Here is a 14,228-nt window from a genome sequence, read left to right on the forward strand (position 1 = left end):
TTTTTCGTGAAACCTCACATTGATAGCCTTTGGCTTTTCTAGACAAATCCCTCGATTCAATCGAGGGATTTTTTATTAATGCGACCCAACCTCATTTAAAAATGATATTTAACGCCCAGCACCCCTCGAGTATCTCTGTAGCTTTTTTTGCCTATTTGATGCGCCACATGGCCCCACAAATATAAATACTCATTCATTTTCGCTTCTACTCCGGTTTTGAATTCAGCGATGTGACGGTTGCCCTGAATCTCATGTGTTGAGTCGTTCATGCGGATGGCCACGTGTTTGAGATTATGTATCCAATTCGCTTCAATAAAGGGTTCAAACTCGCGATGTTTTCCTTCATCCTGTGGGCTGTGCCCGAGCAAATGCGCACGTAAACCGAGCCGGATCTGGAGATGTCCGCTTCGACCGGTCACCAGGGTCCCGTTGGTTTCAGTGTGGTCCTGCGGCTTGACGTCCATCCAGGTCAGCTGGGCGGTGGGCTGAACCCAAAAAGAGTGAAGTATGCCAGAGCGTGAGAGAACCTCCGCGACCTTAAAGGCATATCCGCTCTCCACCGACGCGCTTAACCCCCTGCTTTTGTACGACTCGGTGGGCAGCTCTTGCCCCGTGACGGCATTGTAAAACCAGTGATAAAGCGCCCAGGTATCGACGTAAAAACGAGAAGCGTCGTCGTCGCTCTGATACCAGGTAGCATAGGCCCCTGCGCTGTAGCCTCTGACCTTGCCTTGGGAGGACAACTCGCTGTCATCGTGATGGGCGGTGTTCTGGTCTCGTCCATATCCGCCCATAAAACCCACATGGTAACGGTTCAGGCCGTCTGAAGACCACTGGGCGATGTCTCCGCCGAGCATCATGACATAGCGGTGAGATTGAGCGTGGGTGTCTGACATGGAGGCGGTATGATGACCTCCCACGGCCCTTATCCACATGGCGGGGGCCGGCCTTTCGCTTGCCCGAGGCTGTGTATACTGAATTTCTCCCAGACGTTCATGTAACGTCATTTGAAACATCGTATTGGCCGCGTGAAGATTGTTGGCATAGCTCAAACGCTCAGGTCGGAGTGTACTTGAAATAACAGGAGCAGCAGGAGGAGGAGGAGCAGGAGCAGGAGCAGGAGCAGAAGCAGGAGGAGAAGCAGGAGGAGAAGCAGGAGGAGAAGCAGGAGGAGAAGCAGGAGGAGGAGTGGAGAGAGAATTATTGGGGACCTCAGGTCTGGAAGAGACAAGATACCAGCTGGTTTCATCTCTTCCCGATTGACTCCCTTTTTTCAGGTAGTAATCATAAGCCCCTGCAACAATACGCCCGTCCTGAATAAATATTCCCTCAGATTCTTTTCCTTTTATCTCAATGATTTTAATCCCTTCTTCTGTTTTAGCCCCTTTCCCCCCCACATTGTGCACTTTGACACGGGTGGTTTCTTTTGAGTTGTTGTTTATAATCAATCTATCTGTGGGGGAATCATCACCTCCTAAGCGCGTATTAAAGGTTATTGTTCCATTATTACCGCGATAATCGTTTGTTGTTATTGTATTAAAAATGTTGTTCTGAGATGTAAATACAATATTTCCTTCATTTTTTAACTGTTCCAAAATGGAATGACCTGTGACCGACCATGTGCTGGTAGGGTCGACGGACAAATTGGTCGCCTTGAACCACCCATTTAACTCACTCTCGTTTGATAAACTCACACTGGCTTTACTGACATTGTCCGCTAAAATATTGCCGTACAGTTTTGTTTGTTTCACCTCCAAATTGACCTCTCCATTATCAACGACATTAAGGGCGTATCCACTTCCGGGAGGGGAGGTCATCACATTGTTTAGAACAACTGCGATTGTTCCGCCTTTTGACAGAATGAGATCACCGCCGGCCTTTAAGGAACCCCCTTTAATTTGAAGCACCCTCTCTCTTTTTTCTTCAGTGTCTGGGGGTTCTCCATAAACAATTGCTGAATCTGTTTTGATTGTTTCGATATGAGAATCATTGATTTTTAATGTACTGTTAGGGGACAGCCTTAGCGCATGAGATAATGCTCCTGTGGTAGTCACGCTGCTGTTTTTATCAATACTTATTAAAGCCCCGCTTTGAACTGTGACACCTCCGCTGTCGTCACCATGGATGTTTATTGTCAGTTGATTGGCCGTTAAATTTGAATGAGCTCCCTTTGCCCAAAGGCCGTCAAAATTATTCCCTGTGCCGGTAATCGCGCTACCTTCGTGTATAATGCCCGTTGCGCCTCTAGAGACCCTGACACCGGCGGGAGATCTGACACCACTGCCTTTTTCAGCATTCATCGTTATTGTCATCTCATCCATCTCAAAATTTGTTCCATGTCCGCTGGCCCAAACACCGTAAATATTGTCTCCCTTAACGTTAATAGTGTTGCTACCCTTGAAAATTACTTTTGCCCCCTTTTCTGCTTTGACAGCAATACTTTTTTCATCATTCACGTTGATATCTATATTATTGATGGCCAGCGTTGTATTTTTTCCCTGAGCCAAAAGGCCGATAAATTTTTTCTCTTTGCCGGTAATGGTGCCATTATTGATATCTACATTTGCACCGTCGATCACTTTGACACCGTAAGAATTTTCTTTTGTTGTTGTAATATCGATTTTATTTGAAACAATATTGGTGCCTGGTTTTGAGGCGTAAAAACCAGAAAAATCAGAATCTTCGCCGATAATGATGCTATTGTTAATGGTTATCTGTGCTTTTTCTGTCGCCATGATACCGTAATCAAAATCTATTCCTGTGATATGAATTTTATCTGCATGAATTTTTGTATTTTTATCAGAGGCAGACAACCCAGCAATCCCATCTTTAACTGTGATTTGAATCGGTTTATCCTCGCCCCCTTTCAAAGTTAAAGTGGAGGCATCAGACACGTTAATTGCATCGTATTCAACAGTGAATACTGATACTTTTAGAGCCCCTTCATTTATCACTTTAGCTTGGTTCGTTATTTCTATCCCCTGAGTGTAATACGCCTTATCTTTCAGTATTGTATCTTCTTCAAAAATCTTTGGTTCTGCAAAACCGGGGCCACTTTGTATCATAAGGGTAAGCACATAAAGCGTGATGGTGTGTTTTACTATTTTTTGATATCGCATAATTTTAACTCTATTTAATGGGTCTTTCCGTTTGTTTATAGGTGATGAGGAAGGAGGTGAGAAAGTTAAAATTGATAAAGTGATTCTGAATTCATCATTCATTTTTTTATTTTTTTGTTTTTTTGTTTTTTTATAATTATTTTACAATAATATATAAAAATACATATTTCATTTAAATATATATTTTTTTTACAAAAAAAAGAATATTTCCTGTTTTGTGATCAATAGGGTGAAAAATATCTTAAATGGGAGCGCGTCATCTGTGCTCTGCGGTTCTTTCAAAAGATTTTTGTCACCACGTGAGCCCAGTGATCTTTCTGACTGATACCCGGATTGAGCTTGAGTAGGTGATCAACAGGTTTAATCAGATTTTAAACGCCGTTTTGAACCTGAAGTGGTGGTTGTAGGCAGGCTCCGATGAAGCTTTTGTTCCAGTGCCTGTATTTCGTTTTCGGGGTGCAAGCGCATTTTTCGCATCACCGGTAAAATTTTTAGCAAAGAAGGATAAGATTTTGTTTGTAAAAAAATTTTCTCGGCCAAACGTAATACTTCAGGATGTTCTGGGGCTTTTTTTAAGAGAGGATAAATACCTGTTTGCGCCAAATCAATGTCGCCTCGGCTGAGCTGAATACGAACGCGAGTGATATTAAGTGTCAATCGATTTTTTTCTGCCTGTTTTCTCCCTGTAAATTTTTGTTTTATATATTGCTCTGCTTGAGCAAGATATTGGTCACTATCGGCATGACGGCTTTCTTTTTCAGCGGCCATCGCGGCGAGTAAATAGTTGAATATGGGGTTTTCTGCCTGTTTTATCTGAGACATCAGTTTCGTTTCTACCTTTTGAAAATCTCCCTCCAGAAATTTTATCAAGGCTTCTTTTTCTTGTTTTAGCGATTTTCGATGGATAAACCTACGCCGAAGATTAAAAATACTCTTTAAAAATTGCGTAATAAAAAATAGATGGAGGCCAAGAAAGAGGATTGTTTTTAAAAAAAGAGGCTAAGTAATCAATCGCAGTTTTTGACACAACAAATATCATATCTTCTTCTCGCATCTGTGTTATCCGTTGAGACAACTCCATCAGATCTCGCCCTTGAGAAAATTCAATTAAGGGATAATGATAGGCCGTATGTCCGTGCGCCTGAATAAATTGAACCAATTCTTCCCCCATTGGTGAAGGTCGGGTGACTAAAACAACCATAAAACCCTCTATTGTCGATTCAGTTGTGCCAAAATTGCTTCTGCTCCTCGAGATAACAACTCATTCGCTAATTCAAACCCGATCTTTTCCGCTGAATCAAAATTCCCTCGTCTTTCACCATCAATGATCAGCTGGCCATCAGGAGCACCAACAAAAGCCCTGAGCCATAACTCGTCATTTTCTATTTCAGCATAGCTACCAATAGGGGTCTGGCAGCCCCCTTCAAGACGCTTTAGTAGGGCTCGTTCACAAGAGATCTTCAATTGAGACGGTCGATGATTTAAAGTCGCCACTCGTTGAAGTGTGACAGTATCGTCTAATCGGCATTCAATCCCTATTGCACCTTGACCTGCTGCCGGCAATGATGTTTCTGGCCTGAGAATCTGAGTCATGCGATTTTCCAACCCGAGACGTTTTAAACCCGCGACTGCTAACACAATGGCATCGTAATCTCCTTGATCCAGTTTTTTCAAACGAGCCCCTACATTACCTCGTAAATCTCGAACAACGATACCGGGATAATTTTTGTATAATTGGCATTGCCTCCTTAAGCTGGACGTTCCCACTACGCTGCCTTCAGGCAATTGAGCCACATCATGATATCGCAAAGAAAGAAACGCATCTCTGGCATCCTCTCGCTCACAAACTGCGACTAATCCCAATCCCTCTGGGAAATAAAGAGGCATATCTTTTATAGAATGCACGGCAATATCCGCACGATTGTCTAAAATAGCCCGTTCTAATTCTTTTACAAAAAGCCCTTTTCCTCCTGTTTTTGATAAAGCTGTGCCGAGTATATTATCGCCTTGAGTGACCATAGGTAGTAATATCACCTTCAAATCAGGGTGAAAAAATTCTAAACCTGTTTTCACATAGTGCGCCTGCCAAAGTGCCAAGGGGCTTTGTCTTGTAGCAAGACGGATCATATTGTTTGACATAAAAAGCGACTTTTTTTCGAAAAATGTAATAAACAAGAATACATTTTATGTAAATGAGATTTTATTCAATAATTCATGCAGTATAATCACCAGACTATGATAAAGAAAAAAACATACAAACCCGGCTCAGCCACGATCGCACAAAATAAACGTGCTCGCCACGAATACTTTATTGAAGAAGAATTTGAAGCAGGTGTAGTTTTACAAGGTTGGGAAGTCAAAGCGCTTCGAGCCGGTAAAGTCAATATCAGTGACAGCTACGTTCTCTTAAAAAAAGGTGAAGCTTTTTTATTAGGCGCCACCATCACACCTCTTAACGTGGCATCTACTCACACTGTCTGTGAATCCATGCGTACCCGAAAATTACTCCTGAAACAACGTGAAATAGATTCTTTATTTGGTCGTATCAATCGAGAAGGCTATACGGTCGTTGCTCTTTCGATGTATTGGAAAAATGCTTGGAGCAAAATTAAAATCGCCGTGGCGAAAGGGAAGAAAACACATGATAAACGAGACAGCATTAAAGATCGCGACTGGAAAATCAATAAAGATCGCATTATGAAAAATGCGAACCGATAGCGATTTTGTAAAAATCGTAGGATTCAACAGTCATAATAATCGATTTTGAAAAAACTTGATTGATTCATGCTCTGTCTATTTGCTACACTGCGTCCACTTTTGGGGCTGATTCTGGATTCGACGGGATAAGCAAAGCCCAAGGTGCATGCCGAGGGGCGGTTGCCTCGTAAAAAACCGTGAAAAAATAGTTGCAAAAATTAATAAAAACAGACCCGCTGCTAACGGCTACATGCCTGTAGCTGCTTTAGCCGCTTAATCAGCTTAAAAAACTGAGGGTCTCCTTTCTCCCTAGCCTCCGCTCTTAGGACGGGGATCCAGAAAGGTCAAATAAAAAGAGATCGCGTTAAGACCTTGCTTAGGGTTAAATCGTTAAATTCAATTAAGCTCATCTGTTAATAGAGTGTCCCTCCTCTGCTTTCAGATAAAATTAAGGATGGACTAAGCATGTAGTGCCGACGGTGTAGTTATTTCGGACGGGGGTTCAAATCCCCCCAGCTCCACCAAATAAACGATTGGTCGTCGCAAAAAAATACTGACAAACCGAAAAAGACCCACGCATTTATTGTGTGGGTTTTTTATTGCCTGTTTCTTTCGGTTTGGCCAGGCTTTCTTGGATTTCCCCTTTTTCAGGAAGATTTTTATATGATTTCTAATCTTGCGTAAGCGACGACTAACCATTTTAATTGGTTACCAGAAAAGGCAACCTGGACACGAGCATGTTGACCACTGCCTTCTAAATCTTTGACGGTGCCTTCCCCAAACTTAGGATGTCTCACACGTTGATCTAAAGAAAAATGCCCCTCGTTTTCATTACTCTCATTTTGATGGCTGTGGATTTTATATTTTGATTTGTCTGTAAAACGGGAATGAAATGGCTGAGAAATGATTGACCCTAATCTTACCTGTTGTATGCAGTCTTTTGGTAATTCGTCAATGAAACGAGAGGGAATATTTCTCACTTCTTCTCCATAAAGTCGACGTCTTTCCGCATAAGATAAGGTCAATTCTTTCATTGCACGCGTTAAGCCGACATAAGCCAGACGACGCTCTTCTTCCAACCTTCCACTTTCATTCAAGGCCATTTTACTAGGAAACATGCCTTCTTCCATTCCAACAATAAAGATTTTAAAAAATTCCAAACCTTTAGCAGAATGCAGCGTCATCATTTGTACTGAGTCTTGGGAAGTGTCAGCCTGACCTTCACCTGCCTCCAGGACCGCATCGGAAAGAAAAGCCTGTAATGGTGACAAAGTGTCATCTTCATACTGACGATAATCATACTGTTGTGTCGCATTGACCAGCTCTTCTAGATTTTCAATACGTCCTTGCACTCTTTCGCCTTTTTCTTCTTGATACATTAACCAAAGCCCAGAATCTTTGATGACTCTGTCTGTTTGTAAATGTAACGGCATTTCTGATGTTTCATAAGCCAATGAATCAATTAACTCAATAAAACGCCTCAAACCTGAAGCAGCTCGGCCCGCCAATATTTTTTCATGCAACAAAATTTGAATGGTTTCCCAAAGCGTTTTTTCACGATCTCTTGCAGCCTGACGCAATACAGATAAGGTGCGCTCACCAATACCACGAGCGGGTGTATTAATCACTCTTTCAAATGAGGCATCATCATGGCGATTAGAAATCAAACGCAGATATGCAAGCGCGTCTTTAATTTCTTGCCTTTCAAAAAAACGATGACCCCCGTAAATACGGTGAGGAATATTTCCTTGTAAAAACGCTTCTTCTAATACTCGAGACTGTGCATTACTACGATATAAAATGGCACAATCTTTTAATTGGCCTCCTTTCTCGTGCCACTTTTTAATTTGATGAGCCACAAAACGGGCTTCATCTAATTCATTAAAAGCATGATAAAGAGAAATGGGCTCCCCTTCTTTTTGAGCAGTCCATAAATTTTTGCCCATTCGCCCTTCATTATTGGCAATCAAGGTATTGGCTGCCGTTAAAATATGAGGAGTTGAACGATAATTTTGTTCGAGTCTTACTGTTTCAGCACCTTCAAAATCTTTTAAAAAGCTCTGAATATTCCCCACCTGCGCCCCGCGCCAGCCATAAATAGATTGATCATCATCTCCCACGATCATCACTTTTGCCCTTTTTTCAGCCAATGCACGGATCCAGGCATATTGGACAGTATTGGTGTCCTGAAATTCATCAACCAAAATATGACTCCATCTCTGCTGATAGTGATCCAGGATATTGGTGTGATTGAGCCATAACTCATAGGCACGTAATAACAGCTCTGAAAAATCGACTAATCCAGCTCTATCAGTGGCTTCTTGATAGGATTGGTAAATATCTCGCCAGGTATTTTCAATGAAATTAGAGTGATTTTTAGTATGTTGAGGGCGATGTCCCTGATCTTTTTTATGATTGATGTACCACATGGCTTGCCGTGGAGCCCAACGCTTTTCATCTAAATTCAATGATTTAATAATTTTTTTGAGCAAGCGTAATTGATCATCGTTATCGATAATTTGAAAATCTTTTGGCAAATTCGCTTCCAGATAATGCATTCTTAAAAGACGATGGGCTAATCCATGAAAAGTGCCAGTCCACATGCCATCTTGCATTGATCCCATCAAAGCCGACACACGATGACGCATTTCGGCAGCGGCTTTATTAGTAAAGGTGACGGAAAGAATGGAATAAGGAGAAACATGTTCAACTGAAAGTAACCAGGCAATTCGGTGCACTAACACTCTGGTTTTTCCACTTCCTGCGCCGGCCAGTACTAATATATGATCAGCAGATGAGGTCACCGCAGTACGTTGTTTTTTATTTAAAGTATTGATTAATTTAGAATAATCCATAAATAGCCTTTATTCATTCTTTCGTACAAAAATTGACATCTTTTGAAGTTCATGGCTTAAAGCTCATATGAATTACTCCGTCATAAACATGGTCTGCAGGCCCTGTCATATAAAGGCAATGGCCTGTTCCTTTCCAGCAGATGTCGAGATTGCCTCCTTTTTGTTCAACATGAACTTTTTCATCCAGCAGATCCTGCTGAACCCCTATCGAGACTGCAGCACAAGCCCCACTGCCGCAGGCCTGAGTTTCTCCAGCGCCACGTTCATAAACGCGCAGATGAATATGCTTTCGATCAATGATTTGCATAAATCCGACATTTGTCCCTTCGGGAAAAGACGGATGGCACCCCAATAAAGGGCCAATCAATTTAATCTGATCGGAGTCGAGCTTTTCCACCTGTATAATACAATGTGGATTACCCATAGACACAATCCCACAAAGTAGTTTTTGTTCAGCGACATCTAATTCATAAATTTTTTTTATTGTTTTTGAACGAAAAGGGATAGTTTGAGGGAAAAAATCAGGCTCACCCATATTAACGCAAATTTGATTTTTCTCTTCTAGATGAATTTGCATTTTTACGGTCTTGGTACTCACCTGAATATTTTTTTTATTCGTTAAGCCTTTTAAGTGAACAAAACGCCCCAAGCAACGAGCACCGTTACCACATTGAAATACTTCACTACCATCTGCATTAAAAATACGATAATGAAAATCCAATTCTGGACTATTAGGAGGTTCCAGCAACAATAGCTGATCAAAACCAATACCAGTATGCCGATTCGCTAATCGACAGATAAACTCTGATCGTAGATGAACATTTTGGGTTACAGCATCAATGATGACAAAATCATTACCCAGGCTGCACATTTTTGAAAACCGCATACGTTAACTCTGCTAAACCTTGATGATGAAATTTTTTTTAACCTGATGAGCGGATGTTTGAGCTGTTTCTTTTGGCAGGTGTTCTATGGGTGGAAAATACAATGGCCCTTTTAAACCACAAGAGGTGATTATCAGTGTGATTGATAAAATGAATAGTTTTTTTTTCATTATTTTAAGCTCTATCCTTGATATGAAATTATTTTAATCGATCAAAATGTGAAAAGAATATCCTGGATATTTTCTATTTTTTTTAACGCTGTCTTGAGAAAGACATCTCTGTGGTATCGAAGCAATTTGTATCTTAATTACCTGTTTCATCGCTCTTTTAATGTGCTTAATTTTAAAGAACAGAATCACAGTTCCTCTCTATTAGCTAGCAGGAGACTTTTTCGAGGTAAACCAGGCTCTGGTCTAAATGCTTCAGAAAATATTCGTCCTTATCTGGAAGAGAATGTCGAAAGAAGGGAATAATTGAAAAAAATTTTAAAGTGATACTTGAGTTTTACTTATATACGTTCACACGATCACGCAATTTTTTTCCTGGTTTAAAATGTAAAACATATTTACTCTTTACTTTCACCCCAGAATAACCCGTTCTAGGGTTACGTGCAGTGCGTGGACGACGGTATCGAAGAGTGAAACTCCCTAATCCCCGAATTTCAATTCGCTTCCTCTCAGATAATTTTTCTGACATATATTGTAAAATTCGGTTTACTATTTCATGAATCATTTCAGGATCCGTAGAATCCAGGCGTTTAACAAGCCTTTCAACAAACTCAGATTTCGTCATATTACCTCAGGTTTTTTAGTGAGGGGGTATAATACCCCCTTTTGTTATTAATCACCTTTTGTCGCTATTTTAAAGGCTTCAGTCATCGCGTTAGGGGTGTTAGAAAAATTTGCTTCCTCTTTTTTATTATTTTTAGCTGCTGATACAGACTCTTTTTTTTCAGTTTCATCTTTCAATGGAGCCAAGGTAACAAGACGGGCTTTACGATCACAACCTGTGTATTTAGCTTCAATGGTATGACCCACTTCTATGGATCCCATAGGGAAGTCAACAGAGGTCTCAGGTAAATCTGACAGATTAATACAGCCCTTGACACCATTTTCTGTTAGTGTAACAAAAATTTTTTTATCATGAATTTCAATAATTTGACCACTAACTAGCGTGCCTTTTTTATTTAAAGAAATATACTGGTCAAGCGGATCTTCTGATAACTGTTTTATACTCAAAGAGATCCTCTCGCGATCTGCGATCACTTCTGATAGTACAGCCTCAATTTCTTGGCCTTTTTTGTATTCACGAACCGCTTCTTGACCTGAAACATTCCATGAAATATCGGATAAGTGAACCAAACCATCAATGTTGTCTTCTAAACCAATAAAGATGCCAAAATCAGTAATGGATTTAATCTTACCTTTAACAATATCGCCTTTATTATGATTTTCATCAAATTTTTCCCAGGGATTTTCTGTGCATTGTTTTAATCCGAGAGAGATACGACGACGCTGTTCATCGATATCCAATACTTTCACTTTGACACTATCTTTAAGTTTCACAACCTTAGAAGGATGAATATTTTTATTGGTCCAATCCATTTCTGAAACATGAACTAATCCTTCAACACCTGGTTCTATTTCAACAAAACAGCCGTAATCAGGGATATTAGTGACGCAACCGGTGATTTCATCATTGGCTTTGTAACGCTCTGAGATACCCACCCATGGATCTGGAGAAAGTTGTTTTAAGCCGAGTGAAATACGAATTTCATCTCCGCGGCGTTCGATTTTCAGAATTTTGACAGTGATTTGATCCGAGATACTCACGACTTCACTTGGATGTTTAACACGTTTCAATGACATATCAGTGATGTGTAATAAACCATCAATCCCACCTAATTCAACAAATGCACCATAGTCAGTCAGATTTTTAACGGTACCTGAAACTTCTTGACCTACTTTTAGCCTTTCCAATAATTGTTCACGTTCTGCGCTGTTTTCTGATTTGATGACGTCTCGACGTGAAACAACCACATTATTGCGTTTTTTATCCAGTTTAATAATTTTACATTGATGCTCTTTATTCTCAAGATGCGAAGTATCGCGTACAGGATGTACGTCAACCAAAGAGCCAGGTAGAAAGGCTCTAATACCATCCATATCAACAGTAAAACCTCCTTTGACTTTACCGGTAATCATTCCAGTCACAAATGTGCCATTGGTATAAGCTTCTTCTAATTTTTTCCATACTTCCTGGCGCTTGGCTTTTTCACGAGATAATAAAGTTTCACCAAAACCGTCTTCCATAGAATCCAGGGCAAGGTCAACTTCATCTCCTATTTGAATTTCTACTACTCCTTGTGCACTTTTAAATTGCTCTAAAGGAATAGAGGATTCGGATTTTAAACCAGCATCAATCCGTACAATGTCTTTTTCAATAGAAATGACGGTACCACGAATCATGGATCCTAGACGTATTTCAATTGTTTTTAGTGATTCTTCAAAAAGTTGAGCAAAAGATTCTGTCATATTAATGATCTTGAGGAGTGTTTAATTTAACACCCACCTGGCATCCTGCTTGATGGGGTTGTGATAAAAGGTCTGCTTCAGTTCCTTTGAGCAGATCCGAGATATTGATTTCATTTGTTCTAAAAAGTGAGCCATTTTTTTGCGTGCTCTAACACTTGTTCAACCACTTCCTGAGCTGGCATATGAGTAGAATCTATTATTAATGCGTCCGAGGCTGGTAATAAAGGAGCAATTTGTCTAGTAGCGTCACGATCATCTCGATCGTTCATTTTAGATAAAATGCTGCTGAAAGTAACATTAAACCCTTTTTTTTGCAACTCGATCATCCGCCGCCGAGCACGTTCTTGGGGGGATGCATGAAGGAATATTTTGACAAAAGCATCTGGGAAAACCAAAGTGCCCATATCTCTACCATCAGCAATTAAACCAGGTGCTTTTTGAAACGCCCGCTGTCGCTTGAGCAATGCTTCTCGTACTTTCGGAAAAGAGGCCAATTGAGACGCAGAATGAGCCACTAATTCAGTGCGAATTTTATCGCTGACATCTTCTTTATCTAAAATAACCCGTAAGCATCGATTTTGTGACTGAAAAGAAACATCAAGATGAATAGCCAGAGGAATTAAATCCGCTTCCATACTGAAATCGATTTGATGCCGCAGAGCAGCTAATGCAAGTACTCGATAAATAGCTCCTGAGTCTAGAAGATGCCATCCCAGATAGTCTGCTAATGCTTGACACAGTGTCCCTTTCCCTGCTCCACTAGGCCCATCAACCGTTAATACTTGGTTTACTTTTTTCATTTTTTCTCTTCATGACCAAATATATTAAGAATTTTTATACAGTACCGCTAAGATAAGCCAGTTTTTGAAAAAAATCAGGAAAGGTTTTTGAAGTGCACCTTGGATTTAAAATGCGTATTGGCATATCTGACAGAGCCATTAATGAAAAAGACATTGCTATACGATGGTCGTTGTAGGTCTGAATTTCAGCTGCTTTTAAATTTTTTGGAGAAATAATTTCGATATAATCTTGCCCTTCTTTGATTTGTGCCCCCAATTTTCTTAATTCAGCCGCCATCGCAGAAAGACGGTCTGTCTCTTTAAGACGCCAATTATAAATATTTTGAATCCTTGTAGGGCCTTCGGAAAATAAAGCCGTCGTTGCGAGTGTCATGGCGGCATCCGGCATACTGTTCATATCCATATCCATATCCATATCTATGCCTTTTAATCGTCCAGGACGACATTCAATATAATCCTCTCCCCAATGAATGAAGGCCCCCATTTTTTGTAACACATCTGCAAATTGAACATCCCCTTGTATGCTTTTTTGACCGACACCTATCACACGGACACAACCTCCTTTGATGGCTGCTGCGGCTAAAAAATACGACGCCGCTGTTGCATCCCCTTCGATTCGATAGTGTCCAGGTGATTTAAATTTTTGATGGGCCTTAATGTTGAAGGTGCGGTAATGTTTATGCGTCACACTGATCCCAAAAACACGCATTAAATGCAATGTCATCTCTACATAAGGTTTAGACACCAGAAAGCCTTGCACTTCAATAGCGGTATCTTGTTCGGCCAAAGGCGCCATAATCAATAAAGCGGTCAAAAATTGACTTGAGATATTCCCTCGGAGGGTTAAATTTCCGCCACGAAAACCGCCACGAAGGCGAAGAGGAGGAGAATTTTTTTTTTCTAAATAGGTGATTTGAGCATTACCTTGACGTAACGCGTCGACCAGAGGATCCATGGGCCTTTCTTTCATTCGTGCTCCCCCTGTCAATACTACATCAGATTGACCTAATGAAAGAACGGCCGTCAGAAAACGCATCACAGTACCTGCATTGCCGGTCATTAATTCAATCGGATGAGGGGTGTTTAACGGCCCGTTGACTCCTTCTACTTCACAGCAGGTGCCATTTTTTGAAACAGTATAACGGACTCCAAGCGCTTTGAGGGCTTCTAGCATATATCGAGTATCGTCACTGTCTAAAAAGTTGGTCAGCCGAGTTTTTCCAGCAGCCAAAGCGGATAATAAAAGAACACGATTAGAAATACTTTTTGAACCTGGTAAATAAACTGTTCCATTGATCTTTCCGATAGGTTCTAAATTGAGAGATTTTGACATATAAAG

Annotated in this window: 12 protein-coding genes and 1 other RNA gene; 2 read left to right on the forward strand and 11 right to left on the reverse strand. The window is 40.7% G+C overall.

Going from position 1 to position 14,228, the window contains the following annotated elements; genetic code table 11:
- Positions 1–95: 95 nt before the first annotated feature.
- The 4 genes from AACL23_RS08470 to hemC all read right to left on the reverse strand — a co-directional run bounded on the left by AACL23_RS08470 (position 96) and on the right by hemC (position 5,258).
- Positions 96–3,119 carry an autotransporter outer membrane beta-barrel domain-containing protein gene (locus tag AACL23_RS08470; protein WP_339051185.1) on the reverse strand — a complete coding sequence of 1,008 codons (3,024 nt, stop codon included), beginning with the start codon at positions 3,117–3,119 and terminating at the stop codon, positions 96–98.
- 360 nt (positions 3,120–3,479) lie between these two features.
- Positions 3,480–4,100, reverse strand: a complete 621-nt coding sequence (locus tag AACL23_RS08475; RefSeq protein WP_339051654.1) for a heme biosynthesis HemY N-terminal domain-containing protein — start codon at positions 4,098–4,100, stop codon at positions 3,480–3,482.
- Positions 4,042–4,320 (reverse strand): uroporphyrinogen-III synthase, encoded by a 279-nt coding sequence (locus AACL23_RS08480; RefSeq protein ID WP_339051187.1) that lies wholly within the window; start codon positions 4,318–4,320, stop codon positions 4,042–4,044. Before AACL23_RS08480 ends, AACL23_RS08475 begins: the two co-directional genes overlap by 59 nt.
- Before the next feature lie 8 nt (positions 4,321–4,328).
- Positions 4,329–5,258, reverse strand: a complete 930-nt coding sequence (gene hemC, locus AACL23_RS08485; RefSeq protein ID WP_100096308.1) for a hydroxymethylbilane synthase — start codon at positions 5,256–5,258, stop codon at positions 4,329–4,331.
- 96 nt (positions 5,259–5,354) lie between these two features.
- On the opposite strand from hemC, the gene smpB reads away from it, so the two are divergent.
- Together smpB and ssrA are read left to right on the forward strand one after the other, a co-directional pair.
- Positions 5,355–5,837 (forward strand): SsrA-binding protein SmpB, encoded by a 483-nt coding sequence (gene smpB, locus AACL23_RS08490; protein ID WP_015873256.1) that lies wholly within the window; start codon positions 5,355–5,357, stop codon positions 5,835–5,837.
- A gap of 101 nt (positions 5,838–5,938) precedes the next feature.
- Positions 5,939–6,340: a transfer-messenger RNA gene (gene ssrA, locus AACL23_RS08495) on the forward strand.
- Between the two features lie 135 nt (positions 6,341–6,475).
- Here ssrA and uvrD read toward each other — a convergent pair.
- From uvrD to aroA, 7 genes are all read right to left on the reverse strand, one after another.
- A complete protein-coding gene (uvrD, locus tag AACL23_RS08500; RefSeq protein ID WP_339051190.1) occupies positions 6,476–8,671 on the reverse strand; it encodes a DNA helicase II in 2,196 nt (731 codons plus the stop codon).
- 49 nt (positions 8,672–8,720) lie between these two features.
- The gene (gene dapF, locus AACL23_RS08505) at positions 8,721–9,557 is read right to left on the reverse strand and encodes a diaminopimelate epimerase (RefSeq protein WP_015873253.1); all 837 of its coding nucleotides are present in this window, start codon (positions 9,555–9,557) and stop codon (positions 8,721–8,723) included.
- 12 nt (positions 9,558–9,569) lie between these two features.
- The gene (lptM, locus tag AACL23_RS08510; protein ID WP_015873252.1) at positions 9,570–9,725 is read right to left on the reverse strand and encodes an LPS translocon maturation chaperone LptM; all 156 of its coding nucleotides are present in this window, start codon (positions 9,723–9,725) and stop codon (positions 9,570–9,572) included.
- A gap of 334 nt (positions 9,726–10,059) precedes the next feature.
- A complete protein-coding gene (locus AACL23_RS08515) occupies positions 10,060–10,347 on the reverse strand; it encodes an HU family DNA-binding protein (RefSeq protein ID WP_100096310.1) in 288 nt (95 codons plus the stop codon).
- Between the two features lie 47 nt (positions 10,348–10,394).
- Positions 10,395–12,089, reverse strand: a complete 1,695-nt coding sequence (gene rpsA / locus AACL23_RS08520; RefSeq protein ID WP_339051195.1) for a 30S ribosomal protein S1 — start codon at positions 12,087–12,089, stop codon at positions 10,395–10,397.
- 119 nt (positions 12,090–12,208) lie between these two features.
- Positions 12,209–12,889, reverse strand: coding sequence for a (d)CMP kinase (cmk, locus tag AACL23_RS08525; protein ID WP_339051197.1), 681 nt, complete (start codon positions 12,887–12,889; stop codon positions 12,209–12,211).
- Between the two features lie 34 nt (positions 12,890–12,923).
- Positions 12,924–14,222, reverse strand: a complete 1,299-nt coding sequence (gene aroA / locus AACL23_RS08530; protein WP_339051199.1) for a 3-phosphoshikimate 1-carboxyvinyltransferase — start codon at positions 14,220–14,222, stop codon at positions 12,924–12,926.
- Positions 14,223–14,228 lie beyond the last annotated feature (6 nt).

The organism is Candidatus Williamhamiltonella endosymbiont of Tuberolachnus salignus (assembly GCF_964019775.1).
GTDB classification, from domain to species: domain Bacteria; phylum Pseudomonadota; class Gammaproteobacteria; order Enterobacterales; family Enterobacteriaceae; genus Hamiltonella; species Hamiltonella defendens.

Excerpts from the sequence above, each read along its gene's own strand:
- dapF (WP_015873253.1), bottom strand. The coding sequence starts at position 9,557 with ATGCGGTTTTCAAAAATGTGCAGCCTGGGTAATGATTTTGTCATCATT.
- cmk (WP_339051197.1), bottom strand. The coding sequence starts at position 12,889 with ATGAAAAAAGTAAACCAAGTATTAACGGTTGATGGGCCTAGTGGAGCA.
- AACL23_RS08480 (WP_339051187.1), bottom strand. The coding sequence starts at position 4,320 with ATGGTTGTTTTAGTCACCCGACCTTCACCAATGGGGGAAGAATTGGTT.
- uvrD (WP_339051190.1), bottom strand. The coding sequence starts at position 8,671 with ATGGATTATTCTAAATTAATCAATACTTTAAATAAAAAACAACGTACT.
- aroA (WP_339051199.1), bottom strand. The coding sequence starts at position 14,222 with ATGTCAAAATCTCTCAATTTAGAACCTATCGGAAAGATCAATGGAACA.
- rpsA (WP_339051195.1), bottom strand. The coding sequence starts at position 12,089 with ATGACAGAATCTTTTGCTCAACTTTTTGAAGAATCACTAAAAACAATT.
- AACL23_RS08515 (WP_100096310.1), bottom strand. The coding sequence starts at position 10,347 with ATGACGAAATCTGAGTTTGTTGAAAGGCTTGTTAAACGCCTGGATTCT.
- hemC (WP_100096308.1), bottom strand. The coding sequence starts at position 5,258 with ATGTCAAACAATATGATCCGTCTTGCTACAAGACAAAGCCCCTTGGCA.
- smpB (WP_015873256.1), top strand. The coding sequence starts at position 5,355 with ATGATAAAGAAAAAAACATACAAACCCGGCTCAGCCACGATCGCACAA.
- lptM (WP_015873252.1), bottom strand. The coding sequence starts at position 9,725 with ATGAAAAAAAAACTATTCATTTTATCAATCACACTGATAATCACCTCT.
- AACL23_RS08470 (WP_339051185.1), bottom strand. The coding sequence starts at position 3,119 with ATGCGATATCAAAAAATAGTAAAACACACCATCACGCTTTATGTGCTT.